Origin of the sequence: Variovorax sp. OAS795, from assembly GCF_040546685.1 — a bacterium.
Taxonomy (GTDB): domain Bacteria; phylum Pseudomonadota; class Gammaproteobacteria; order Burkholderiales; family Burkholderiaceae_C; genus Variovorax.
Map to the genome: position 1 here is coordinate 4,267,678 of NZ_JBEPOH010000001.1, position 22,548 is coordinate 4,290,225.

Here is a 22,548-nt window from a genome sequence, read left to right on the forward strand (position 1 = left end):
TTTTTCAGTTGAGGAACCCCGGCTTGGGGCCTCGATCTCCCCGAGCCAAATCCAGTTCAACGATTCATCAATGACCACCATCCGCGTTAAAGAAAACGAGCCTTTCGACGTCGCCCTGCGCCGCTTCAAGCGCACCATCGAAAAGCTCGGCCTGCTGACCGACCTGCGCGCCCGCGAGTTCTACGAGAAGCCGACCGCCGAGCGCAAGCGCAAGAAGGCAGCCGCCGTCAAGCGCCACTACAAGCGCGTGCGCAGCATGCAGCTCCCCAAGAAGCTGTACTGATGCCCGTTGGCAACGGGATCGCCGGCCCCTGACGCAAGTCGGCCCAGCGATCCGACTGCTGCCTCAGCCGCGCCAGGGAAACCTGCCGCGGCTTTTGTTTTTTTCGAACCAGGAGCCCCGAGCATGAGCCTCAAGGAACAGATCACCGAAGACATGAAGACCGCGATGCGCGCCAAGGACTCGGAGCGCCTCGGCACCATCCGCCTGCTCCTGGCGGCCCTGAAGCAGAAGGAAGTCGACGAGCGCGTGGAGCTCGACGACGCCATGGTCGTCGCCATCGTCGACAAGATGGTCAAGCAGCGCAAGGACTCGATCGCGGCGTTCACGACCGGCGGGCGCACCGACCTGGCCGACAAGGAAGCCGCCGAGATCAAGGTGCTCGAGGTCTACCTGCCGCAGCGCATGGGCGCCGACGAAGTGGCCGCCGAGGTGAAGGCCATCGTGGCCGAGCTGGGCGCCAAGGGCCCGGGCGACATGGGCAAGGTCATGGGTGCGGTCAAGACCCGCCTGGCGGGCAAGGCCGACATGGGCCAGGTGAGCGCGGCAGTCAAGGCGGCCCTCGCGAGCGCCTGATGACGGGCGACGGCGGCTGCGCCACCACGATCCCGAAGGCCTGCGCCTGCCTGGTCGATGCCAGGGGCCGGCTGCTGGTGTTCCGCCATCCCGGCGACGGGAACATGCAATTGCCCAAGGGCACCGTCGAGCCCGGCGAATCGCCCGAGGCGGCGGTCCGGCGTGAGCTGCTCGAGGAGTCGGGCATCGACCACGTCGGCGAGCTGCAACCGCTCGGCACCCTGCACCGCGACTGCGAGGCCGGTGTCGAGGGCAACACCTTGCGCCATCCGCAGCTGTGGCACCTCTTCCTGATGCGCGCAGATGGCCCGCTGCCCGAAACCTTCGAGCACGTGGCCATGGGCAGCCCCGAGGAAGACGGTCTGGTGTTTTCGTTCAGCTGGCTCGCGCCCCAGGACGGCGTCGAGAACTTCGCGCTGCCTTATCGCCAGGCGATCGAGCGCGTCCGCGCGGCGCTTCCCGCCACCTGAGCTTGCTGGCCGCGCTCCGGCTCAGGCCAGCGCGCGCGCCACCATGTAGAACCCCAGGAGCGCGAGCCCGGCAAGAAAGCAGCGCCGGAACACCGCCACCGGCAGCCGCTTGCGCAGCCAGGTTCCCAGCACCATGCCGGCGAGCGCCGGCGTCAGCATCGCCAGCGAGCCACCGATCGCCGCGACCGGATAGCCGTCGTTGCCCGCCAGCCCGATGGCCAGCACCACGGTCGAGGTGGTGAACGAGATCCCCATGGCCTGGATCAACGCATCGCGCTGGAAACCCAGGCCCTGCAGATAGGGCACCGCCGGCACCACGAACACGCCGGTCACGGCCGTCACCAAGCCGGTCGCGGCGCCCACCAGCGGCCCCAGCCAGCGCTCGTGCGCCGCCCGCACGTGGAACTGCCGCCCCGTGAGCCCCCAGAGCGCGTAGGCGACCAGCGCCACGCCGAGTGCCACCGAAGCCCAGGTGCCCGCCGGCACCCCCAGCCAGAGTGCGCCGCCCAGCGTGCCCGCCACGATGCCCGCCTGCATGCCGCCGATGCGCCGCAGCACCGGCCGGAAGGTCGCGCGCGGTCCGGTCTGCCACAGGTTGGTGACCAGCGAAGGCGCGATCAGCAACGCGGCCGCGCGCACCGGCGGCATCCACAGCGCGAGCAGCCCCATCGACGCGGTCGGCAGGCCGAGGCCGACCACGCCCTTGATCACGCCAGCCAGCAGGAACACGGCAGCGGCAGCGGCCCAGTGGGCGGTTGCCAGTTCATTCGGGATCGTCATGGCGGCGCAGTCTGCCGGCCCCTGCCGCGGCTGGAAATGCGGCATTGGCGCAGCCGGCCTCAGGCACAGGCTGAGGCTCCCGTGCTACCTTGCGGGCTCATCATGCGATTCGACCTCACAGACCTGCGGCTCTTCCTCCACGTGGTGGAGGCCGGCAGCCTCACCGCCGGCGCACAGCGCTCGCACATGACGCTGGCCTCGGCGAGCCAGCGCGTGCGCGGCATGGAAGACGCCCTGGGCAGCCCGCTGCTCACGCGGCACGCGCAGGGCGTGCGCCCCACCGAGGCCGGCCGCACGCTGCTGCACCACGCGCGCGTCGTGCTGCAGCAGATGGAACGCATGCGGGGCGAGCTCGGCGAGTACGGCCAGGGCCTCAAGGGCCATGTGCGCTTCATGTGCGGCACCTCGGCGCTGAACGAGCACCTGCCCGAGGTGCTGAGCCGCTTTCTCGCGCAGCATCCGCGCATCTCGGTCGACCTGGAGGAACGGCCCAGCCCGCAATCGGTCGATGCGCTGCGCGCCGGGCTGTGCGACATCGGCATCGTCTCCGACGCGGTCGGCACCGAGGGCCTGGAGTGCCACCCGTTTCGCCGTGACGACCTCGTGCTGGTGATGCCGCGCGGCCATGCGCTGGCGGGGCGACGGCGCGTGCGGCTCGCGGACGTGGCCGACAGCGAGTTCGTCGGCCTGACGGAAGACAGCGCGCTGCAGCAGCTGGTGACGCAGCATGCGCGCGCCATGGGCAAGCAGCTGGCCTACCGCGTGCGCGTGCGCAACTTCGAGGCGGTGTGCGGCATGGTCGCGCACGGCATCGGCGTGGGCATCGTGCCGCAGACCGCGGCCGTGCGCTGCGCCCGCTCGATGAAGATCGCGCGCGCCGGCCTCAGCGATGCCTGGGCCGAACGCACGCTGATGGCCTGCGTGCGTTCATCGGAGGAGCTGCCGCTCAACGCGCGCCGGATGCTCGAGCATTTGCTCGCGCCGACCGGGACGCCTGCAGCCCGATGACCTGAAAAAACGGCTCAGCGCGGCCGGAGCGCGAGCAGCTGCACCATCTTTCGCAGCGCGGCCTCGGGCGTCGGCTCGATGTGGATCGAACAGGCCAGCATCAGGTTCAGCGGCTGGCCGAAATCTTCCACCGCAATGCCGCTGCCGGCCTCGCGCAGCACGCCGGCCGCATCGGGCGCGCACTGCAGAAAAGACCGCGCGCGGTCCGCATAGCTGCCCGCGGGCACGCCGTAGGCCACGACCGGAATCCGCAGCGCCACCGCCGCGCCCACTTCGAACACCGTGCCCGAATCGGGCTCCAGGCCGCGAAAGCTCGCGAGGTTGGCCACCACGCCGTCCGCGCCGCGCAGCCGCTGCATGTTGGCCTCGTAGATCTGCGCCTCCGGCGCGGCGGTACCCGGTTGGTCGTTGCCATCGGCCGGCAGCAGGGCCGCAAGCCCCAGCGCATCGCACGCCGCCGCCAGCCGCACGAAATGGTCCCGGGCATCGGGGCGGAACACATCGGGCCCCGCGAGGTAGATCTGGGGGCGCGCCGGGGTTTCAGGGTTCGGAATCATGTGGGGCACATCTTAGGTTTGCCGGGGCTGCGCCGCCGTGGCCAGCCCCGCATCGGCCTCATGCCGGAACTGCCGCGGCGTGACCCCGTTGCGCAGCCTGAACCGGCGGCTGAAGTACACGGCGTCGCCGAAGCCGCACTGCCGCGCGATGTCGGCAATGCGCGCGTTCGAGGTGACCAGCAGTTCCTTCGCGCGCTCCAGGCGGCGCTCGGTCACGAGTTCGGTGAAGGTGCGCTGGGTCTGCTTCTTGAGCAGGTGCGCGAGGTAGTTGGGCGACAGCATCGCGGCCGCCGCGGCGTCGTTGAGCGACATGTCCTCGCCCAGGTGCTCGCGCACGTAGCGCATGACGCGCTGCAAAGCATCGTGCCCCGAACTGCGCCCGCCCTGCAGCGCGGCCTGCGCGAGCAGCTGCGGCTCGTGCCGGTCGCAGGCGAGCGCGATGAGCTGCATCAGGATGCCGCGGATCGCGCTTGCGGCCCCGAAGCGCCGCTCGCGGTTCAGCTCGGCGAGCTCTTCGAGCCAGCGCAGGATGCGTGCGAAATCGGCCTCGCCGAAGTGGAAATCCATCGACTCCTGGAACAGGAACGGCGCGAGCTCGGGATGGCGCAGGGCCGGCACCTCTTCCAGGTCGAGCGCCTCCACGGCCAGTTCGGGCCAGAGAAAGCCCTGGTCGAAGTTCACGATGGCATAGCGTGCGCCGGGCGGGTGCGGCACCACGTGCACGCGGTACGGCAGCACGAAGCTCAGGTGCCCCGCGGTGAACGGGCGCACCGCGCCGCCGATCACCTGTTGCGAGCCGCCGTGGATGCTGGCCTGGATCTGGAAATACTCGTGCCGGTGCGGCCGCGCCAGCACGTCCCGCGCGCCTTCGAAGCGAACGTCGAAGTCCAGGTGGTTCGCGCGCTCCTGCATGCCGTAGAGGCGCAGGCTGGATCGAAGGGCCGTCATGGCGCGATGGTAAGGCCCGCGCGCCGGGGTGTTGCCTGCGTCCTGCTTTTGCGTAGATGCGTACCGGAGCACCGCCCCGCCGCGCTCCAGAATGGCCCGGCTGGCCCCGCCAGTCTTCATGCCTACCCAGCCCTCCAGGAGACAAGAATCATGTCCAGTTCACGACGCGGCCTGCTGGCCGGTTCCGCCGCCATGGCCGCCGGCGCGATGACCGGTTGCGCCCTGCCGGCCGGCGCATCGCGCGCCGCGCCAACGCCCTTCACGGTGGCCCAGGCCACGGTCCCGATCGTCGGCAGCGAGCAGGCGTTTCCGGTGCGCCGCATCTACTGCATCGGCCGAAACTATGCAGCCCACGCGCGCGAGATGGGCTCGGACCCCACCCGCGAGCCGCCCTTCTTCTTCCAGAAGCCGACGGACGCGATCCAGGTCGTCACGCCCGGCACGGTGGCCGACCATCCGTATCCGCCGCTCACGAAGAACTACCACTACGAGGTGGAGCTGGTCGTGGCGCTCGGCAAGGGCGGCCGCGACGTCGCACAGGCCGATGCGCTGGGCCTGGTGTACGGCTACTCCCTGGGCCTGGACATGACCCGCCGCGACCTGCAGCGCGAGATGGGCGACCAGAAAAAGCCCTGGGAAATCGGCAAGAGCTTCGACAAGTCGGCGCCGATCGGGCCGATCCATCCGGTCGCCAGGGTCGGCCACTACACCGATGGTGCCATCTGGCTCAAGGTGAACGGCCAGACGAAGCAGAACGCGACGCTCAAGCACATGATCTGGTCGGTGGCCGAGCAGATCAGCCGGCTGTCACAGGCTTTCGAGCTCATGCCCGGCGACATCATCTATTCGGGCACGCCCGAGAACGTGGGCCCGGTGGTGCGCGGCGACCTGATCGAGATCCACATCGACGGCCTGCCGAACCTGTCGGTGCGGGTCGTCTGAGCGTGGCGGCCGGCGGCCCGGAACCTCAGCTGCCGGCCACCTTCATGCGGTTGACCAGCACCGACCCCGTGGTCTTGGCACCGAAGGTATAGGCGTCGGCGCCGATGGCGTCGATGCCCATCAGCATGTTTTTCAGGTTGCCGGCAATGGTGATCTCGTGCACCGGGAACGCGATGCGCCCCTTCTCGACCCAGAAGCCGCTGGCACCGCGCGAGTAGTCGCCGGTCACGTAGTTCACGCCCTGCCCCATCAGCTCGATCACGAACAGGCCGGTGCCGAGCTTGGCCAGCATGGCGTCCAGGTCGTCGCCTGCCTTGGTGAGGCGCGAGCTCAGCGTCAGGTTGTGCGAGCCGCCGGCATTGCCGGTGGTCTTCATGCCCAGCTTGCGCGCGGAATAGGTCGAGAGAAAGTAGCCCTCGAGCCGCCCGGCATCGACCACCTTGCGTGCGCGGGTGACCACGCCTTCGTCGTCGAAGGGCGAGCTGCCCTTGCCGCGCATCACATGCGGGTCTTCGGCCACGTCCACGTGCTTGGGCAGCACCGGCTTGCCGAGCGAATCGAGCAGGAAGGTGCTCTTGCGGTACAGCGCCCCGCCGCTCACCGCCTGCACCAGCCCGCCCAGCAGGCCCACGGCCAGCGGCGATTCGAACAGCACCGGGCATTCGGTGGTCTTGATCTTGCGCGACTTGAGCCGGCTCAGCGCGCGCTCGGCGGCATACCGGCCCACGGCCTGCGGGCTGGCCAGTTCCCCGGCCGAGCGCATGGAGCTGTACCAGGAGTCGCGCTGCATGTCGTCGCCCTTGCCGGCGATGGGCGCCACCGAGATCGAATGCCGCGAACTGGCATAGCCGCCGCGGAAACCGTGCGTGTGCGCGCTGAAGAAGTGGCTCTGCTGGGCCGAAACCCCCGCGCCTTCGCTGTTGGTGATGCGCTTGTCGGTCGAGAGCGCTGCCTCCTCGCATGCGAGCGCCAGCGTGGCGGCCTGCTCGCTCGTCACGTCCCAGGGGTGGAACAGGTCGAGTTCGGGGTGGTCCTTGGCAATGTCTTCCTCGTCGGGAAGACCGCTGACCGGGTCTTCGGCCGTGAAGCGGGCGATGTCGTAGGCGGCCTGCACGGTCTGGGCGATGGCGCCCTCGGAGAAGTCGGAGGTGCTGGCGTTGCCGCGGCGGTGGCCCACGTAGACCGTGATGCCCAGCGACTTGTCGCGGTTGCGCTCGACGTTCTCGAGTTCGCCCTTGCGGACCGAGACGCTGAGGCCGCAGCCCTCGGAGGCCTCGGCGCCGGCATCGGTGGCACCGAGCTTTTTGGCGTGGGCCAGGGCCGAGTCGACCAGGTTTTCGAAGAAGGAGCGGCTGTAGGCGAAGCCGGAATCGGCGCGCGAGGAAGATGTCGTCATGTGGTGGCTATGATACTTGCGCCCCCCGCATTCCGTTTTCCCTTCGGCTTGCCGGTGCGCATTGCACGCGTTGCAGTGCCGCACGGCACGGCCCAGAATCCATCCCATGTCCCGCAAACCCAAAAAAGGCTATTTCGTCCGTGGCCAGTTCGTCGCCGAAGGCAGCGAACTCGACCTGGAGCTCAAGCGCGAGCTCAAGGGCACCGACGAAGCCAGCCGCACCGAACTCAAGCGCGAAAGCGACGAACTGCAAAAGCTCGGCACCGAACTGCTCGGCCTGCGTGCCGGCCTGTTCGATGCGCTCGCGCTGGACGAAAAGCTGGTCGACGCGGTGGCCGAGGCCAAGCGCATCACCAATTTCGAAGGCAAGCGCCGCCAGATGCAGTTCATCGGCAAGCTGATGCGCAAGCTGGAGCCCGAGGCGCTGGAGGCCGTGAAGCAGGCGCTGGCCGAGCAGGGCAGCGTGCCCGCGGCCGAGACCGCCGCGCTGCACGAGGCCGAACGCTGGCGCGACCGGCTGATTGCCGACGACGACGCGCTGGGCGGCTGGATCGAAACCCATCCCGCCACCGATTCGCAGCAGCTGCGCGCCCTGGTGCGCCAGGCCCGCAAGGACATGAAGTCCGGCCCCGCCGGCGAAGCGCCGCGCCAGGGCAAGGCATACCGCGAGATCTTCCAGCTGGTGCGCGCGCAGCTGGCCGTGCACGGCGGTGCCGACCACGCCTCGGCGGCGGCCGAGCAGGACCGGGAAGACGACGCATGAAAGACCTGTCTTTCTCCCTCCCTTCCCGGGGGAGGGTCGGGGTGGGGGCAAGCGGCGCATGCATTGGGCGCTCTGGCTGCCCCCATCCCAACCTTCCCCCAAAGGGGGAAGGAGCAACACCATGAACGCACCTGACGCCATCCGCATCGGCATCGTCTCCATCAGCGACCGCGCCTCCAGCGGCACCTATGAAGACAAGGGCCTGCCTTCGCTCCAGGAATGGCTCGGCCGCGCGCTGAAGAACCCGATCGATTTCCAAGCGCGGCTGATTCCCGACGAGACCGCCCTCATCAGCGCCACGCTGATCGAGCTGGTGGATGCCGGCTGCTCGCTGGTGCTGACCACGGGCGGCACCGGTCCGGCCCTGCGCGACGTGACGCCCGAAGCCACGCTGGCCGTGGCGCACAAGGAAATGCCCGGCTTCGGCGAGCAGATGCGCCAGATCAGCCTGCGCTTCGTGCCCACCGCCATCCTCTCGCGCCAGGTGGCGGTGATCCGCGGCAAGAGCCTGATCATCAACCTGCCGGGGCAGCCGAAGTCGATCGCGGAAACGCTCGAGGGGCTGAAGGACGGCGACGGCAAGCAGGTGGTGCCCGGCATCTTTGCGGCCGTGCCGTACTGCATCGACCTGATCGGCGGGCCGTACCTGGAGACGGACGACACGGTGTGCAAGGCCTTCCGGCCGAAGACGGCCATCCGCCCGCCGCGCTAGCCGGCGGCGCCGCGGCCGCTACGGCTTGGCGCGCACCTGCACTTCGGATTCGGGCTGCGCCGCAGGCGAGGCCTTTGCACGCCCCATCACCAGGTTGATGAGGGGCCCCGTCATCGCGGTGGTGACGAGCGCCATCACCAGCAGCATGGTGAAGAGCTCCGGTCCGATCAGCCCGGCGTCCAGTCCGATCTTCATCACGATGAGCTCCATCAGCCCGCGCGCGTTCATCAGCGAACCGGTGGCCAGGCTGTCGCGCCAGCCGTAGCCCGCCATGCGCGCGCCGATGGCGCCGCCGGCCAGCTTGCCGATGGCGGCCACCGCGACGATCAGCAGCATGGCGCCGATGCTCGCGCCCGAGAAGGCGCTGCTGGTGGTACCGAGCCCCGCGAGCGCAAAGAACAGCGGCATCAGCACGACGATGGAGATCGGCTCGATGCGCTGCGTGAGCGAGCTCAGCAGGCGGTCGTCGCGCGGCAGGCAGGCACCGAACAGGAAGGCGCCGAACACCGCATGCAGATGCAGCCATTCGGTCGCCATGGCGCAGGCCAGCAGGCCGATCATGAGCGAGGCCATCACGGTGGTCGAGGGTTCGCCGTCGGGCGCGCGGGTGCGCAGCAGCCATGCAAACGCGGGCTTCAGGCCGAAGAACAGCACGGCCAGCAGCACGGCCACGCCGGCCGTGGTCTTGAGAAAGCCCACGTAGCCCTCGCCGGCACCCACCATCGCCACCACCAGCGCCAGCAGGATCCAGGCGAACACGTCGACCACCGCGGCGGCCCCGAGCGACAGCTGGCCGAAGGGCGTGCGGGTGAGCCCGCGGTCCTTGAGGATGCGCGCCATGACCGGAAATGCCGTGATCGACAGCGCCGCGGCCATGAACAGCGCAAAGGGCCAGAAGCCCACGCCCGCGGGTGCCAGGGCCGGATGCAACGCCGGCGAGATCGCGATGCCCAGTGCCATCGGCACGATGACGCTGAGCGCGCCGACGTAGCCCGCGGCCTTCAGTTGCGCGCGCACGCCCTGCGTGGAGCGCAGTTCCAGCCCCACCACGAACATGAAAAGCACCAGGCCCACGGTCGAGAGGGAAGACAGCCCTTCCAGGTGGCTCCTGGAGAACAGCTGCGCGTGCAGGGACGGGAACAGCGCGCCCATCACCACCGGCCCGAGCATCAGGCCAGCGGCCATTTCGCCCACCACGCCGGGCTGGCCGACGTGGCGCAGCACCCAGCCGCAGACGCGCGCGGTGCTCAGGATGACGATGAGTTGCAGCAGCAGGGAAGTGGCGGACATGAAGAAAAGCCCCGGAGGCGGCGTGGAAGGCGAAGCCTCCGATGTTAGTCCGCGTGCCGCGTCAGTCGCTTTCGCCGCGACCAGGCACGCGCATCAACCGCAGCCCATTGGCCACCACCAGCAGGCTCGCGCCCATGTCGGCGAACACGGCCATCCACATGGTGGCGCTGCCGAAGACGGCCAGCACGAAGAACACCGCCTTGATGCCGAGCGCCAGCATGATGTTCTGCCACAGCACCGCGTGTGCGCGGCGCGAGAGGCGAATGGTCTCGGCAATGCGCCGCAGGTCGTCGTTCATGATGACCACGTCGGCCGCTTCCATGGCGGTGTCGGTGCCGGCGCCGCCCATGGCAAATCCGATGTCGGCCTGCGCCAGCGCGGGTGCGTCGTTGATGCCGTCGCCGGTCATGCCCGCCATGCCGTAGCGCTGCTGCAGCGCCTTGATCGCACCGAGCTTCTGCTCGGGCAGCAGGTTGCCGCGCACGTCGTCGATGCCCGCGAGACTGCCGATCGCCCTGGCGGTGGCGGTGTTGTCGCCCGTGAGCATCACGGGTGTGACGCCCAGTGCGCGCAGTTCGGCCATCGCGGCGCGCGAAGAAGGCTTGATGGTGTCGGCCACTGCGAACAGCGCCAGCACCGCATGGCCGGAGGCCAGCAAGGTGACGGTGCGCCCTGCTTCCTCATGCCGCTTCAGCTCGGCTTCGAGCGCCGGGCTGCAGAGCTGGCGCTCTTCGATCAACCGATGATTGCCCAGCACGTAGCTGCGGCCTTCGTGCGTGGCCTGCACGCCGCGCCCCGGCAGCGCCGTGAAGTCGCCGACCGGCCGCGGCTCGCGCTTCAGGCCCAGGGCAATGGCTTTCGACACCGGGTGGTCGGAACGGCCCGCGATGCTCGCGGCAATGGCGAAGATTTCGCCCTCGCCCGCCGCGGTGTCGAGCAGCCTAGCTTCGACCAGCTTCGGCTTGCCCTCGGTGAGGGTGCCGGTCTTGTCGAGCGCCAGCGCCTTGAGCTTGCGCGCCTCCTCGAGGTAGGTGCCGCCCTTGATCAGGATGCCGCGTCGCGCAGCCGAGGCCAATGCGCTCACCACGGTCACGGGCGTCGAGATCACGAGCGCGCAGGGGCAGGCGATGACCAGCAGCACCAGCGCCTTGTAGGCCGCGTCGATCCAGGTCCAGCCCATGAGCCATGGCGCGAGCACCGCCACCGCCACCGCCAGCACGAAGACCGCGGGCGTGTAGACGGCCGCGAAGCGGTCCACGAAGCGCTGCGTGGGCGCGCGCGAGCCCTGTGCTTCCTCGACCGCATGGATGATGCGCGCGAGCGTGGTGTTCGCCGCCACGGCCGTGACGCGGAATTCGAGCGCGGCGGTCTGGTTGATGGTGCCCGCGAACACCGCGTCGCCCACCGACTTGTCGACCGGAATGCTCTCCCCGGTGACGGGGGCCTGGTCGATGGCGCTTGCGCCCTCCGTCACGATGCCATCGAGCGGCACGCGCTCGCCGGGCCGGATGCGCACGAGAGCATCGAGTGCCACCGCGTCGGCCTTCACCGTGCGCCAGCGGCCGTCGGGCTGCCGGACTTCGGCCTGCTCGGGGGCCAGCGCCAGCAGGCCCTGGATGGCATTGCGGGCGCGATCGACGGCGCGCGCCTCGATCATTTCCGCTATCGCATAGAGCGCCATCACCATCGCGGCCTCGGGCCATTGGCCGATGACGAAGGCGCCGGTCACGGCCACGGCCATCAGGGCGTTGATGTTCAGGCGGCCGCGGACCAATGCGCCGAAGCCCTTCTTGTAGGTGTCGAGCCCGGCGAGCGCGATGGCCGCGAGCGCCAGGCCCATCTCCACCGCCGTGAACGCCATGCCCTCCGGCGCGAGAAAGGAAATTGTCTCGGCCGCGATCGCCAGCAGCAGTGCGCCGGCCAGCCGCGCCAGTTCGGGTGTCACGAAGCCCACGGTGCGGGCGCTGCCGGGCGACGCAGCGGCCACGGCATCCAGCGGCTCGGGCTTGAAGCCGGCCTTGCGGATGGCTTCGAGCGCATCGGGCAATGCCGCGCCGTCGGCCGTGATCGCCATCGTGCGTTCGCCGAGCCGGAAGCGCAGCCCGCTGATGCCGCGCACCGGCTCCAGCGCGCGGCGGATCTCGGATTCTTCGACCGCGCAGTCCATGGTGGGAATGCGGAACAGCAGGGCCCCCTTCGGAATGTCAGCCGTATCGACGGGCGCGAGCGCCGCGCCGCCGCACACGGAGTTGTTGCAGCAGGCGGTTTCCGCGGGCGCGTGCGGGTGGCCATGTGCGTGCGGCAGCCCGGGTTCCAGAGCGTTCTCGTTGTTCATGCAGCCATTGGAAACCCTGAAGCAGGTGTAGAGTCAAACGCCATATCCCTCCCCGCTTCTTGCCGCATCATGAAAATCGGAGAACTGGCCAAGGCCGCGAACACCCCGGTGGAAACCATCCGTTACTACGAGCGCGAGCAACTCCTGCCCGAACCGGCGCGCACCGACGGCAACTACCGCATCTACGACGACGAGCATGCGCAGCGGCTGGGCTTCATCCGCCGCTGCCGTTCGCTGGACATGACGCTCGACGAGATCCGCAGCCTGCTGCGTTTCCGCGATGCACCGGGCGAAGACTGCGGCGAAGTCAACCAGCTGCTGGACGACCACATCGGCCACGTGGCCGCGCGCATTGCCGAACTCAGGACGCTGGAGAAGCAGCTGAAGGCGCTGCGCCAGCAGTGCTGCGGCCCCGAGTCGGCGCAGAACTGCGGCATCCTGCAAGAGCTGGACACCGCCGCGCCTGCGACCGAACCCTTCGGGCAGCACGCGGGCCATGTGCATGGCTCGCTGCACACGGCCTCGAAACGATCGACCTGAAGCTCGCGGCTACTTGCCGATCAGCTGCGTCAGCTTCTCCGCCTCGAAGCTCTCGTCACGCGCCGCGTCGCACGGCACGCAGTCCTTCACGCCGGGTTGCGCGGACAGCTTCTCGATGGCCTGCCACAGCAGCGCAATCTGGTGTTCCTGGCTCGCGGCACTGTCGACGAGGCCGCGCATCGCCTGGCTCAGCGGGTCGTCGTCGTGCGTGATGCCGTAGGCGGAAAACTTCTGCGGCGTGGCCACGTCGGCGCTCTCGCCGGCCTTCGACGGGATGATGCGTGCGGGGATGCCCACCGCCGTGGCCCCTGCCGGCACCGGCTTGATGACCACCGCGTTGCTGCCGATCTTGGCGCCATCGCCGACGAGGAAGCCGCCCAGCACCTTGGCGCCCGCGCTCACCACCACATTGCGGCCCAGCGTGGGATGCCGCTTGGTGCCCTTGTAGAGCGACGTGCCGCCCAGCGTCACGCCCTGGTAGATGGTGCAGCCGTCCCCGATCTCGGCCGTCTCGCCCACCACCACGCCCATGGCATGGTCGAAGAACACCCGCTCGCCGAGCTTGGCCGCGGGATGAATCTCGATGCCCGTGAGCCAGCGCGCCCAGTGTGCGATGGCGCGTGCCGGCCACTTGAATCCGTGCGTCCAACACGCATGCGCCCAGCGGTGCAGCACCACGGCATGGAAGCCGGGATAGACCGTGATCACTTCCCAGGCGCTGCGGGCGGCCGGGTCGCGTTCGAGGATGCACCGGATGTCGGCGCGGATTCGAGAAAACATCGCTGCCTTTGTTGTCGTTATATCGATACGGCCGGGCAGTCTAAGGCGCGGGGTCTTCGCGTACGTTCGTTGGGGTTTTAGCCGCGTCCGACATGGCCTTGGCGATGCCCCGGAGGATGTGGATCTCCTCCGGCGTGGGCTGGGCGCGGTTGAACAACTGCTGCAGCCGCGGCATCAGCTTCTTGGGTGCCTTGGGGTCGAGGAAACCGATCTCCACCAGCGCGCGTTCCCAGTGATCGAGCATGCCGGCCACGGCCTTCGCATCGGCCGCCTGCACCGGCGCCGTGGCATCGCGCACCGCGTAGCCGCCCAGGGCCAGGCGCCATTCATAGGCAACCACCTGGATCGCGGCGCCGAGGTTCAGGGAGCCGAAGTTCGGATCGGTGGGGATGCTGAGCGCCACGTTGCAGCGGTAGACGTCCTCGTTGCGCATGCCGAAGCGCTCGGAGCCGAACAGGAATGCCACGTGCTGGCCGTCCTGCCTGGCCAGCGGCTCCAGGTGCTCGCGCGGGGTGCGGGTGGGCGGTCCGAAGTCACGCGGCACCATGGCGGTGGCGCACAGGTGGGTGATGCCGTCGAGCGCCTCGTCCAGCGTCTCGACGATGCGGGCGTTGTTCAGGACGTCGAGCGCGCCGCTCGCGCGCTGGATGGTTTCTTCCCGCCGCAGCACGTTGGCCCAGCGTGGCGCCACCAGCACCAGGTCGTCGAAACCCATGGTCTTCATGGCGCGGGCGGCGGCGCCCACATTGCCGGCATGGCTGGTCTGGATCAGGATAAAACGGGTGCGCATGGAAGGTTTGGCGGCACGAAACGGGCGGAGCCGGTAAAATGCCCGATTCTCGCCGCCCGCATCGCCGGGCCGCTCATCGGGGCGACAGCCGCTCCTTCCGCCGTTCTTCTCACAATCCAATGTCGTCCCCCAACCTGCATCCCATGCTCAATGTGGCCGTCAAGGCCGCACGCGCCGCCGGCGCGATCATCAACCGCGCCGCCCTCGACGTCGAGGCCGTGCGCATCTCGCAAAAGCAGGTCAACGACTTCGTCACCGAAGTCGATCACGCCAGCGAGCAGGTCATCATCGAAACGCTGCTTGGCGCGTATCCGGGGCACGGCATCCTGGCCGAGGAATCGGGCACCCAGCATGGGGCCAAGGATTCCGACTACGTCTGGATCATCGATCCGCTCGACGGCACCACCAACTTCATCCACGGCTTTCCGGTGTACTGCGTGTCGATCGCGCTGTCGGTGCGCGGCAAGATCGAGCAGGCGGTCATCTACGACCCGAGCCGCAACGACCTGTTCACCGCCACCAAGGGCCGCGGCGCCTACATGAACGAGCGCCGCATCCGCGTGTCCAAGCGCACCCGGCTCAGCGAATGCCTGGTGTCCACCGGCTTTCCGTTCCGCAGCGGCGACAACTTCAAGCAGTACCTGGCCATCATGGCGGACATGATGCCCCGCATGGCGGGCCTGCGCCGCCCCGGCGCGGCCGCGCTCGACCTGGCCTACGTGGCGGCCGGCTTCACCGACGCCTTCTTCGAGACCGGCCTCAATCCGTGGGACGTGGCCGCGGGTTCGCTGCTGGTGACCGAGGCCGGCGGCCTGATCGGCAACTTCACCGGCGAGCCCGACTTTCTCGAGCAGCGCGAATGCCTGGCCGGTGCGCCGCGCATCTACGGCCAGATGGTGCCGCTGCTCGCCAAGTACTCGAAGTTTGCCGGCATCGACGACAAGATGCGCGCCAGCGACCGCGTGCGCGCCGTGTCGGCCGCCGCACGCCCCGGCGCCGACGAATCGGTCGACCTGTACGCCCGCAGCACCGTTCCCGACCTCGCGGCCGCGCCGCTCGACGGCGAGGCACCCGCACCGGCCGCCGCGCCCGCGGCGCCGGTGTCGCGCAAGCTCACGCGCGTTCGCCGCGATACGCCTGCCGACGGCAGCCCTTCCGAAGGCGACATTTCCGCCAAGTGATGCAGGGGCCACGCGCCGCCCTCCGGATCCGTGCGGCGCTGCGCATCGCGCTGAGCCAGTACGTCGCGAGCGGGCTCACGGTCGCGCTCGGCCTGCTGGTCATCTCGGCCGGCGCGCACCTTTGGCTCGGCGCCATCGCGGCGGCCTCGGCCGCGGTGGGCGTGATCGTCACGGCACCGCCCGACCTGCCCGGCCCGCGCCGCGGCAAGTTCTTCCAGATGCTGCCGGCACCGCTGATCGGCCTGCCGCTCTTCTTCCTGGTGCAACTGCTGCACACCGCGCCCATCCGCCTCGGGCTGGTGCTGGTGCCCGCCACCTTCGTCGCCTTCCTGGCCATGGCGTGGGGCAAGCGCGGCATCCCCATTGCCATCGCGGTGATGTTCTCGATGATCTTCTCCATGGCCACGCCGGCGCCCACCGGCATGGCCGAGGCGCTCGAGCGCACCTGGCACTTCGGCCTGGGCGCCGGGCTCTACGTGATCTGGGCCACGCTGGCCAACCACGCGCTCAACACGCGCTTCCGCGTGCAGTCGGTCTCGGACGTGCTGTATTCGCTGGCCGCGTTGATGCGCACCGAGGCCTGTCAGTTCACCCCGCGCGACGACACCCGCGACATCCGCGAAACGCCCGCCCCTGTGCTCGGCCAGTTGCTGCGCGAGCAAGCCGCGCTGGCCGACCAGCTGCAGGCCACGCGCGACATCGTGCTGGAGTCGCCGCGCACGCCGCGCCGCCAGCGGCTGGCGGCCATGCTGGTCATCGTGCTGGAGATGCGCGACCAGCTGCTGGCGAGCGAGCTCGACCTCGATGCGCTCAAGAGCCATCCCGCGCATGCCGAGGCGCTGATCGAAATGCGCCGCGTGCTGGAAGAGCTTGCCGACGAAACCACCGCGCTGGGCGACGCCCTGCTGTGGGGCCGCCAGCCCGAAGCGGTGGCCGACCGGCGGCCTCGGCTCGCGTCGATCCATCTTTCGGGCGAGGACGGCGGTGCGAACCATGGCATGCCCGGCCCGAATGCCGCCATGCTCGCACGCGGCCTGGCGAGCCGCATCGGCCACATCAACGACGAAGTGCTGCGCCTGTCGGCCATGGCGCGCGGCGACGCCGAGCCCAACCTGGCCGTGGTGCGCGCCAATTGGCAGATGTTCGTGAGCCCCACCGACTGGTCGCTCATGCCATTTCTCACGCTGTGGCGCTGGGACGCGCCGCCGCTGCGCCATGCCATCCGCGCTGCGCTGGCCATTGCCGCGGGCTACGCCATCGCGGTGTCGCTGCCATGGGGTTCGCACGACTACTGGATCCTGCTGACCATCGTGGTGGTGCTGCGCGGGAGCCTCTCCCAAACGCTGGAGCGGCGCAACAGCCGCGTGGCCGGCACCCTGCTGGGCAGCGTGCTCGCGGTGGCGTTGCTCTCCGCGCATCCTTCGCCGCTGATGCTGCTGGCCATCGTCACGATCTCGCAAGCCATTGCCCACAGCTTCGCGGTGCGGCGCTACCTCATCACGGCCGTGGCGGCCACCGTGCTGGGCCTGGTGCAGGCCCACATGCTCAACACCGGCGCCGCGCCCCTCTTCGCGCTGTTCGAACGCATTGCAGACACGCTGATCGGCGCCGCGCTGGCCTGGGGCTTCTGCTATGTGCTGCCCTCATGGGAGCGCGGGCAGATTCCGGCGCTGGTGGCGCGCACGCTCACGGCGCAGGCACGGCATGCGCGCCTGGCGCTGGGCCTCGGCCAACTGAAGGCCGTCGACAGCAGCCCCGAGCTCGAATGGCGTCTCGCGCGCCGCGAGGCCTTCGACAGCCTCTCGGCACTGGTGCAGGCCACACAGCGTTCGCTCTCCGAGCCGCGCGCGGTGCAGCCGCCACTCGAACCGCTCGAGCACCTGCAGGCCCACAGCTACCAGTTGCTGGCGCAGCTGAGCGCGGTCAAGTCGATGCTGGTGCTGCGGCGCGACCGCCTCACGCCGGCCGACATCGAGGGCCCGCTGGAGCGCACGGCGCAGCGCATCGAGACCGCCATCGGCACCGCGCCGACCAGCGGGCCCTCGCTGCCCGAAAGCCCCGGTTCCACCACGGTGGGCGGCCCGATCCCCCTGCCCGACCCGTTCGAGAACGACATCAGCCCCTGGCTGCTGCGCCGGCTCGACCTGGCCACTGCACTGGCCACGCAGCTGCGCGACGACGCGGCGCGCATCCTTCAACCCCTGGAAGAGACACAGACCACCGCGACCGCCATCGCCCGATGACCGAAGAGATTCTTGCCCACCCCTGGTTCGGCACCTGGCTCGCTGCCTTTGTCGGCATTCCCCTTGCTCTCCTGATCCACCGCGTCGGCGGCCTCGTGCTGATGCGGGTCACGAGACCGACCCCGGCGCTTCACGCGATGGTGGCCAACTGCAAGGCGGTCGCGCGGCTGGTGCTGCCGCTGGTCGCGCTGCTGCTGGTGTTCCAGGCCGCGCCGGACAACCTGCGTTTCATCGGCAGCGTGCGGCACTTCAACGGCCTGCTGCTGATCGGCGCCACCACATGGCTGCTGGTCAAGGCGATCAACGGCTTTGCCGACGGCGTGCTGGCGCAGCACCCGCACGACGTCGAGGACAACCTGCATGCGCGCCGCGTGCTCACGCAGACGCGCGTGCTGGCGCGCACCGCCATGACGATGGTGCTGGTGGCCGGCGGCGCGATGATGCTCATGACCTTTCCGGGTGCGCGCCAGGTCGGCGCCAGCTTGCTGGCTTCCGCGGGCGTGATCGGCATCGTGGCGGGCCTGGCGGCCAAGCCGGTGTTCAGCAACCTGATTGCCGGCCTGCAGATCGCGCTGGCCCAGCCCATCCGCATGGACGACGTGCTGGTGGTCGAAGGCGAATGGGGCCGCGTCGAGGAGATCACCGGCACCTTCGTGGTGGTGAAGATCTGGGACGACCGGCGGCTGATTTTGCCGCTCTCGTATTTCATCGAGAAGCCGTTCCAGAACTGGACCCGCCAGTCGTCGCAGCTGCTGGGCGCCGTGTTCGTCTACGTCGACTACGGCATGCCGGTGGCGCCGCTGCGCGCGGAGGTCGAACGCATCGTGAAGGCCGCGCCGGAGTGGGACCGCCGCTTCTTCAACCTGCAGGTGACCGACGCCACCGAGCGCAGCATGCAGATTCGCGTGCTGTGCACCGCCGGCAATTCGAGCCTTGCCTTCGACCTGCGCTGCAAGGTGCGCGAAGGGCTCATCGACTTCATGCAGAGGGACTATCCGCAGTTCCTGCCGAAGATGCGCATCGAGGGCGACGCGTTGCAGGCCGCGCGCCTGGACCTGCCGGCCGCTCAGGATTCCGCGCCGCCGCGCTGAGCCTCGAGGCCGCCGCGCCGCATCGGTGGCAGCCGCAGGTAGGTGAACGCCCGCAGCAACCATTCCACCGGCCCGTAGGCGAAGCGGCCCATCCACCACGCGCTCAGCAGCAGGTTGCCCGCGAAGACCGCGAGCGCGACACCGAAAGTGGCCAGCGGCCCGATGGTTCCGATCCAGCGCAATCCGTAGGCCAGGAAGATCCACGCGCACGCCAGCGATTGCAGCAGGTAGTTGGTCAGCGCCATGCGCCCCGCCGGTGCGAGCACCCGCGCCAGCATGCGGCCGCGCCCGGTCTGGAACAGCAGCAGCATGCCGGCCGCATAGGCGGCCGTCAGGAACGGCCCCGTCAGCAGCGTGATCGCCAGGTCGTGCAGCTCCCGCACGTCTTCGTTCAGGCGCAGCGCCGGAAGTCCATAGGCCAGCGCACCGGGCAGGCCGACGGCCAGGCCCCACCACCACACGCGCCACAACGCGCTGCGATGCGCCTCGACGTGCGCAAGAAGCCCGCGCCTGCCGGCGATGAAGCCCAGGAAAAACATGGCCAGCGCCTCTGGCGCCTGCACCAGCACCGTGACCCACCAGGTCTGCGAGAGGTCGCGCAGATGCTGCACGACCACTGCGGCGGGCGAGTCGCGGTAGGCCGCCTCTGCGGCGGTGGCGAGGCCATAGGCCGCCTGGACTCCCATCTGCATGTCCATTTGCGTGTACATGCGGCCGATGGCGGCCCACGCCAGCGAAGTGAGCAGCACCAGCCCGATGGCCGCACACGCCAGCAACACATCGCCGCGCCGCCGGAGCATCAGCAGCACGGCGCCCAGCACCGCATAGGCCATCAGGATGTCGCCGTAGTAGAGCAGCACCGCATGCGCCACGCCAAGGACCCACAGCCCCAGGAGCCGCCGTGCCATGCGCGGCACGAAGGGCTTGCCGTCGCGCTCCGCGGCGCGCATCTGCAGCGTGAAGCTGTAGCCGAAGAGAAACGAGAACAGCAGGTAGAACTTGGTCTCGAACGCAAAGGCCCGCACGAACGAGGCGATGCGGTCGGCCAGCGACAGGCCCAGGGGATCGGGAACGCCCTGTGCGTAGTAGCTGGAGGCGAAGCTCGCGATGTTGACCACCAGGATGCCCAGCAGCGCGAAGCCGCGCAGCGCATCGACCATGTGCTGGCGGTCGTCCGGTGCGCTGTCCGGCGCCGTCATGCGGCCCTGCCCGGTTTCGCGGCGGGTGCCGAGCCGCGCCGGCCGCGGTCCGCCTTGGGCAACACGGCCTGCTGCACCATGCGCTCGGCGCGCTCTTGCAGCCTGTGCAGCGATTCGTCCAGGCGCGCCGCGTCTTCCTTGCCCAGCGCGCCCATCAGCTCGGCGTTGATTCCGGTGACCAGCGGAAAAAGCTCGTCGTAGAGCGCCTGCCCCGCTTCGGTGAGCCCCAGCAAGACCTGCCGCCGGTCGCCCGAACGGGCCACGCGCGAGACCAGTTGCTTCTGGACCAGAGAGCCCACTGCCTTCGAGGTGCGGGCGCGGTCCAGCTGGGCATGCTCGGCGAGCTGGGACGAACCCAGTTCACCCCGGCTCGCCAGCACCGCGATCAGCCGCCATTCGCGCCGCGTGATGCCGAAGCGGCCCTCGCACAGCCGGATCACCATGCCGCCCGCGACCCCGACCAGCCGAGAGAGCCGGTACAGCAGCAGGTCGTCCAGCGGGCGGCGCGGCGCGGGCATTGGGGGTTAGTCCGGGGGATGGTTGATTAGATCAATCGACTGTAGCGTCTCTAAAGTCGTTCGGGCCCGAACGCTCGCCCGACAAGAACCCGGAGACCCTGCCCATGACCGCTTCCACCTTCGACCGCCGCCGCGCGCTTGCCGCCCTGGGCGGACTCGCCCTTGCACCGCTGGCGCTCCCCGCGCGCGCCCAGGGCTTCACGCCCGGCCAGCCGATCAGGGTGCTGATCGGCGTGCCCGCCGGCGGCACGCAGGACGTGCTGACGCGCGCCCTTGCCGAGCAGGTGCAGGCCACGCTGGGCCCGCTCATCGTGGACAACCGCTCGGGCGCGGCCGGCCGCATTGCCGTGGAAGCGGTCAAGACGGCGCCGCCCGACGGCCGCACGCTGCTCCTGGGCACCGCCAGCATGATGACCATGTTCCCGAGCGCCTACCGCCAGCTTTCGTACGACCCGGTCCGGGACTTCGTGCCGATCATCAACGCGGCGCGCTTCGAGCTGGCGCTGGTGGTCCACAAGGACGTGCCGGCCAACACGCTGGCCGAATTCATCGCCTGGGCCAAGGCGCAGGGCGACAGGCTGAGCTTTGCCTCCTACGGCGCGGGAACGCCGTCGCACTTTCTGGGCGAGATGCTCAACCGCGCCGCCGGCCTCAAGATGGTGCACGTGCCCTACCGCGGCTCCACGCCGGCGCGGCAGGACGTGATGGGCGGCTCGGTGCCGGTGTACTTCGACACCGTCGGCGGCGCGCAGCAGATGCTGCCCACGGGCCGCGTGAAGGTGCTGGCCACCAGCGGCGAAAAACGCTCTCCGCTGATGCCCCAGCTCCCCTCTTTTGCGGAGAGCGGCTTCAAGGACGTGGTCGCCACCGCCTGGTTCGCCTATTACGCGCCCGCCAGGACGCCGCAGCCCATCGTCGACAAGCTGCGCGCGGAGTTCACCCGCGCCGTCAACACGCGCGAGGTGCGCCAGCAGCTGCTGCAGAACGGCATGTACCCGGTGGGCGACAACAGCGAAGGGCTGCTGAAGACCATGCGCGAGGACACGGCGCGCTGGGCGGGCATCATGAAGGCCGTGAATTTCCAGGCCAACGATTGAAAGAACCGACGCCGACGGAATGGATCGACGAATGACCCAACGAGGAGGAACCCCATCATGCTGAACCACACCCCCATCACCCGCCGCCTGGCCACGCTGCTTGCCGCAGCCGGCTTCATGGCGACCATGGCCGCCGTGGCCACCGGCGCCCGCGCGCAGACGCTCGACAGCCCGCTGCACATCGTGGTCGGCTATGCGCCCGGCGGCGCCACCGACCGCGTGGCGCGCATCGTCGGGGACAAGCTCGGCGCGCGGCTCGGCGTGCCGGTGATCGTCGACAACAAGCCCGGCGCGGGCGGCCGCCTGGCGGCGCAGCAGGTCAAGGCCACGCCGGCCAGCCAGAACGTGCTGATGCTCGCCAATCCCGCCGTGATGGTGGTGGCGCCGCTGGTCTTCAAGGACAACAACTACGACCCCGAACGCGACTTCGTGCCCGTCTCGCACGTCAACGCCTATGACTTCGCGCTGTCGGTCTCGCCCACCCTGCCCGTGCGCGAACTGAACCACCTGCTGGCCTGGATGCGCGCCAACCCGAACCAGGCCAACGTGGGCGTGCCCGCCACCGGCAGCCTGCCGCACTTCTTCGGCCTCATGGTGGGCGAGAAGGCCAGGGTGCAGACTCAGATCATCGGCTACCGCGGCTCCGCACCGCTGCTCAATGACCTGATCGGCGGCCAGGTGCCGATTTCCATCGACACCGAAGACGTGGTGCTGCCGCAGCACACCGCCGGCAAGCTGCGCATCCTCGCGCTCTCGGGTGCCAAGCGGTCGCCGTTCGCGCCCGACATCCCGACCTTCAAGGAAGCCGGCCTCGACCTGGCCGCCACCGGCTGGAACACCTTCTTCGCGCCCGCCAGCATGCCCAGGGAGAAGGCCGAGCGCTTGTCCAACCTGATTCGCGAAGTCATGCAGGACCCCGACACGCAGCGCAAGTTCAAGGACGCCGGAATGACGCCGGTGGTGAGCACGCAGGCGCAGACCGCGGCAATGCTCAAGGCCTACAAGGCGCAGTGGGCGCCCGTGGTGCAGAAGTCGGGCTACCAGCCCTGAGA

General features: G+C 69.4%; 23 protein-coding genes. 13 read left to right on the forward strand and 10 right to left on the reverse strand.

The genetic code is table 11. The features are described 5' to 3' along the window. The first annotated feature begins 70 nt into the window (after positions 1–70). From rpsU to ABID97_RS20665, 3 genes are all read left to right on the forward strand, one after another. Positions 71–283 (forward strand): 30S ribosomal protein S21, encoded by a 213-nt coding sequence (gene rpsU / locus ABID97_RS20655; protein ID WP_007833691.1) that lies wholly within the window; start codon positions 71–73, stop codon positions 281–283. Positions 284–406: 123 nt separating this feature from the next. Continuing rightward, positions 407–856 carry a GatB/YqeY domain-containing protein gene (locus ABID97_RS20660; RefSeq protein WP_354400410.1) on the forward strand — a complete coding sequence of 150 codons (450 nt, stop codon included), beginning with the start codon at positions 407–409 and terminating at the stop codon, positions 854–856. Further along, entirely contained in the window at positions 856–1,326 is a 471-nt protein-coding gene (locus tag ABID97_RS20665; protein ID WP_354400411.1) for an NUDIX domain-containing protein, read from the forward strand. Before ABID97_RS20660 ends, ABID97_RS20665 begins: the two co-directional genes overlap by 1 nt. A 21-nt stretch (positions 1,327–1,347) precedes the next feature. Here the strand turns inward: ABID97_RS20665 and ABID97_RS20670 are convergent, their stop codons facing one another. Then, positions 1,348–2,106 (reverse strand): sulfite exporter TauE/SafE family protein, encoded by a 759-nt coding sequence (locus ABID97_RS20670; RefSeq protein WP_354400413.1) that lies wholly within the window; start codon positions 2,104–2,106, stop codon positions 1,348–1,350. A 102-nt stretch (positions 2,107–2,208) separates the two neighbouring features. Between ABID97_RS20670 and ABID97_RS20675 the strand changes: the two genes are divergently transcribed. Further along, positions 2,209–3,114 (forward strand): LysR family transcriptional regulator, encoded by a 906-nt coding sequence (locus tag ABID97_RS20675; protein ID WP_354400415.1) that lies wholly within the window; start codon positions 2,209–2,211, stop codon positions 3,112–3,114. Between the two features lie 14 nt (positions 3,115–3,128). On the opposite strand, the gene ABID97_RS20680 is transcribed toward ABID97_RS20675, so the two are convergent. Both ABID97_RS20680 and ABID97_RS20685 read right to left on the reverse strand, forming a co-directional pair. After that, complete coding sequence (locus ABID97_RS20680; RefSeq protein WP_354400416.1) at positions 3,129–3,671, reverse strand: nucleoside 2-deoxyribosyltransferase; 543 nt, start codon at positions 3,669–3,671, stop codon at positions 3,129–3,131. Positions 3,672–3,683: 12 nt separating this feature from the next. Next, positions 3,684–4,583 (reverse strand): helix-turn-helix domain-containing protein, encoded by a 900-nt coding sequence (locus ABID97_RS20685; RefSeq protein ID WP_354401827.1) that lies wholly within the window; start codon positions 4,581–4,583, stop codon positions 3,684–3,686. 186 nt (positions 4,584–4,769) lie between these two features. Here ABID97_RS20685 and ABID97_RS20690 point away from each other — a divergent pair, with 186 nt between their 5' ends. Continuing rightward, positions 4,770–5,561, forward strand: a complete 792-nt coding sequence (locus tag ABID97_RS20690) for a fumarylacetoacetate hydrolase family protein (protein WP_354400417.1) — start codon at positions 4,770–4,772, stop codon at positions 5,559–5,561. A gap of 25 nt (positions 5,562–5,586) precedes the next feature. Here ABID97_RS20690 and pmbA read toward each other — a convergent pair whose 3' ends face one another. Continuing rightward, the gene (gene pmbA / locus ABID97_RS20695) at positions 5,587–6,957 is read right to left on the reverse strand and encodes a metalloprotease PmbA (protein ID WP_354400418.1); all 1,371 of its coding nucleotides are present in this window, start codon (positions 6,955–6,957) and stop codon (positions 5,587–5,589) included. 106 nt (positions 6,958–7,063) lie between these two features. Between pmbA and yjgA the strand changes: the two genes are divergently transcribed. Both yjgA and mog read left to right on the forward strand, forming a co-directional pair. After that, a complete protein-coding gene (gene yjgA, locus ABID97_RS20700; protein WP_354400419.1) occupies positions 7,064–7,720 on the forward strand; it encodes a ribosome biogenesis factor YjgA in 657 nt (218 codons plus the stop codon). Between the two features lie 121 nt (positions 7,721–7,841). Beyond that, positions 7,842–8,432, forward strand: coding sequence for a molybdopterin adenylyltransferase (gene mog, locus ABID97_RS20705; RefSeq protein ID WP_354400420.1), 591 nt, complete (start codon positions 7,842–7,844; stop codon positions 8,430–8,432). An 18-nt stretch (positions 8,433–8,450) separates the two neighbouring features. Here mog and ABID97_RS20710 read toward each other — a convergent pair whose 3' ends face one another. After that, positions 8,451–9,722: a cation:proton antiporter gene (locus ABID97_RS20710; RefSeq protein WP_354400421.1), complete on the reverse strand. Its 1,272-nt coding sequence runs from the start codon at positions 9,720–9,722 to the stop codon at positions 8,451–8,453. A gap of 61 nt (positions 9,723–9,783) precedes the next feature. Beyond that, positions 9,784–12,057 (reverse strand): heavy metal translocating P-type ATPase, encoded by a 2,274-nt coding sequence (locus tag ABID97_RS20715; RefSeq protein WP_354400422.1) that lies wholly within the window; start codon positions 12,055–12,057, stop codon positions 9,784–9,786. Positions 12,058–12,126: 69 nt separating this feature from the next. Here ABID97_RS20715 and cadR point away from each other — a divergent pair, with 69 nt between their 5' ends. After that, on the forward strand, positions 12,127–12,597 hold the full coding sequence (gene cadR / locus ABID97_RS20720) for a Cd(II)/Pb(II)-responsive transcriptional regulator (protein WP_354400423.1): 471 nt from the start codon (positions 12,127–12,129) through the stop codon (positions 12,595–12,597). 9 nt (positions 12,598–12,606) lie between these two features. On the opposite strand, the gene cysE is transcribed toward cadR, so the two are convergent. Together cysE and ABID97_RS20730 are read right to left on the reverse strand one after the other, a co-directional pair. Beyond that, positions 12,607–13,398 carry a serine O-acetyltransferase gene (gene cysE, locus ABID97_RS20725; RefSeq protein WP_354401829.1) on the reverse strand — a complete coding sequence of 264 codons (792 nt, stop codon included), beginning with the start codon at positions 13,396–13,398 and terminating at the stop codon, positions 12,607–12,609. A gap of 19 nt (positions 13,399–13,417) precedes the next feature. After that, positions 13,418–14,167 (reverse strand): RNA methyltransferase, encoded by a 750-nt coding sequence (locus tag ABID97_RS20730; RefSeq protein ID WP_354400424.1) that lies wholly within the window; start codon positions 14,165–14,167, stop codon positions 13,418–13,420. A 119-nt stretch (positions 14,168–14,286) separates the two neighbouring features. On the opposite strand from ABID97_RS20730, the gene ABID97_RS20735 reads away from it, so the two are divergent. Genes ABID97_RS20735 through ABID97_RS20745 form a run of 3 tightly spaced genes read left to right on the forward strand, consistent with a single transcriptional unit; the run spans position 14,287 to position 18,682 of the window. Continuing rightward, positions 14,287–15,348 (forward strand): inositol monophosphatase family protein, encoded by a 1,062-nt coding sequence (locus tag ABID97_RS20735; RefSeq protein WP_354400425.1) that lies wholly within the window; start codon positions 14,287–14,289, stop codon positions 15,346–15,348. Then, positions 15,348–17,591: an FUSC family protein gene (locus ABID97_RS20740; protein WP_354400426.1), complete on the forward strand. Its 2,244-nt coding sequence runs from the start codon at positions 15,348–15,350 to the stop codon at positions 17,589–17,591. Before ABID97_RS20735 ends, ABID97_RS20740 begins: the two co-directional genes overlap by 1 nt. Beyond that, positions 17,588–18,682 carry a mechanosensitive ion channel family protein gene (locus ABID97_RS20745; RefSeq protein ID WP_354400427.1) on the forward strand — a complete coding sequence of 365 codons (1,095 nt, stop codon included), beginning with the start codon at positions 17,588–17,590 and terminating at the stop codon, positions 18,680–18,682. The genes ABID97_RS20740 and ABID97_RS20745 overlap by 4 nt, the downstream gene beginning before the upstream one ends. Here ABID97_RS20745 and ABID97_RS20750 read toward each other — a convergent pair. Both ABID97_RS20750 and ABID97_RS20755 read right to left on the reverse strand, forming a co-directional pair. Then, the gene (locus ABID97_RS20750; protein WP_354400428.1) at positions 18,658–19,881 is read right to left on the reverse strand and encodes a DUF418 domain-containing protein; all 1,224 of its coding nucleotides are present in this window, start codon (positions 19,879–19,881) and stop codon (positions 18,658–18,660) included. The two genes, ABID97_RS20745 and ABID97_RS20750, sit on opposite strands and share 25 nt — an antisense overlap. After that, the gene (locus ABID97_RS20755; RefSeq protein WP_354400429.1) at positions 19,878–20,399 is read right to left on the reverse strand and encodes a MarR family winged helix-turn-helix transcriptional regulator; all 522 of its coding nucleotides are present in this window, start codon (positions 20,397–20,399) and stop codon (positions 19,878–19,880) included. The genes ABID97_RS20750 and ABID97_RS20755 overlap by 4 nt, the downstream gene beginning before the upstream one ends. Before the next feature lie 104 nt (positions 20,400–20,503). On the opposite strand from ABID97_RS20755, the gene ABID97_RS20760 reads away from it, so the two are divergent. Both ABID97_RS20760 and ABID97_RS20765 read left to right on the forward strand, forming a co-directional pair. Next, a complete protein-coding gene (locus tag ABID97_RS20760) occupies positions 20,504–21,496 on the forward strand; it encodes a Bug family tripartite tricarboxylate transporter substrate binding protein (RefSeq protein WP_354400430.1) in 993 nt (330 codons plus the stop codon). Positions 21,497–21,553: 57 nt separating this feature from the next. Then, positions 21,554–22,546, forward strand: coding sequence for a Bug family tripartite tricarboxylate transporter substrate binding protein (locus ABID97_RS20765; RefSeq protein ID WP_503012787.1), 993 nt, complete (start codon positions 21,554–21,556; stop codon positions 22,544–22,546). Positions 22,547–22,548: the final 2 nt, after the last annotated feature.

Bases quoted from the DNA above. Each gene is read 5' to 3' on its own strand.
- ABID97_RS20730 (WP_354400424.1), bottom strand. From the start codon at position 14,167: ATGCGCACCCGTTTTATCCTGATCCAGACCAGCCATGCCGGCAATGTG.
- ABID97_RS20760 (WP_354400430.1), top strand. From the start codon at position 20,504: ATGACCGCTTCCACCTTCGACCGCCGCCGCGCGCTTGCCGCCCTGGGC.
- ABID97_RS20690 (WP_354400417.1), top strand. From the start codon at position 4,770: ATGTCCAGTTCACGACGCGGCCTGCTGGCCGGTTCCGCCGCCATGGCC.
- cadR (WP_354400423.1), top strand. From the start codon at position 12,127: ATGAAAATCGGAGAACTGGCCAAGGCCGCGAACACCCCGGTGGAAACC.
- ABID97_RS20660 (WP_354400410.1), top strand. From the start codon at position 407: ATGAGCCTCAAGGAACAGATCACCGAAGACATGAAGACCGCGATGCGC.
- ABID97_RS20745 (WP_354400427.1), top strand. From the start codon at position 17,588: ATGACCGAAGAGATTCTTGCCCACCCCTGGTTCGGCACCTGGCTCGCT.
- ABID97_RS20710 (WP_354400421.1), bottom strand. From the start codon at position 9,722: ATGTCCGCCACTTCCCTGCTGCTGCAACTCATCGTCATCCTGAGCACC.
- pmbA (WP_354400418.1), bottom strand. From the start codon at position 6,957: ATGACGACATCTTCCTCGCGCGCCGATTCCGGCTTCGCCTACAGCCGC.
- ABID97_RS20740 (WP_354400426.1), top strand. From the start codon at position 15,348: ATGCAGGGGCCACGCGCCGCCCTCCGGATCCGTGCGGCGCTGCGCATC.
- ABID97_RS20715 (WP_354400422.1), bottom strand. From the start codon at position 12,057: ATGAACAACGAGAACGCTCTGGAACCCGGGCTGCCGCACGCACATGGC.
- ABID97_RS20765 (WP_503012787.1), top strand. From the start codon at position 21,554: ATGCTGAACCACACCCCCATCACCCGCCGCCTGGCCACGCTGCTTGCC.
- mog (WP_354400420.1), top strand. From the start codon at position 7,842: ATGAACGCACCTGACGCCATCCGCATCGGCATCGTCTCCATCAGCGAC.
- rpsU (WP_007833691.1), top strand. From the start codon at position 71: ATGACCACCATCCGCGTTAAAGAAAACGAGCCTTTCGACGTCGCCCTG.
- ABID97_RS20665 (WP_354400411.1), top strand. From the start codon at position 856: ATGACGGGCGACGGCGGCTGCGCCACCACGATCCCGAAGGCCTGCGCC.
- ABID97_RS20735 (WP_354400425.1), top strand. From the start codon at position 14,287: ATGTCGTCCCCCAACCTGCATCCCATGCTCAATGTGGCCGTCAAGGCC.
- ABID97_RS20685 (WP_354401827.1), bottom strand. From the start codon at position 4,583: ATGCAGGAGCGCGCGAACCACCTGGACTTCGACGTTCGCTTCGAAGGC.
- ABID97_RS20670 (WP_354400413.1), bottom strand. From the start codon at position 2,106: ATGACGATCCCGAATGAACTGGCAACCGCCCACTGGGCCGCTGCCGCT.
- yjgA (WP_354400419.1), top strand. From the start codon at position 7,064: ATGTCCCGCAAACCCAAAAAAGGCTATTTCGTCCGTGGCCAGTTCGTC.
- ABID97_RS20750 (WP_354400428.1), bottom strand. From the start codon at position 19,881: ATGACGGCGCCGGACAGCGCACCGGACGACCGCCAGCACATGGTCGAT.
- ABID97_RS20680 (WP_354400416.1), bottom strand. From the start codon at position 3,671: ATGATTCCGAACCCTGAAACCCCGGCGCGCCCCCAGATCTACCTCGCG.
- ABID97_RS20755 (WP_354400429.1), bottom strand. From the start codon at position 20,399: ATGCCCGCGCCGCGCCGCCCGCTGGACGACCTGCTGCTGTACCGGCTC.
- ABID97_RS20675 (WP_354400415.1), top strand. From the start codon at position 2,209: ATGCGATTCGACCTCACAGACCTGCGGCTCTTCCTCCACGTGGTGGAG.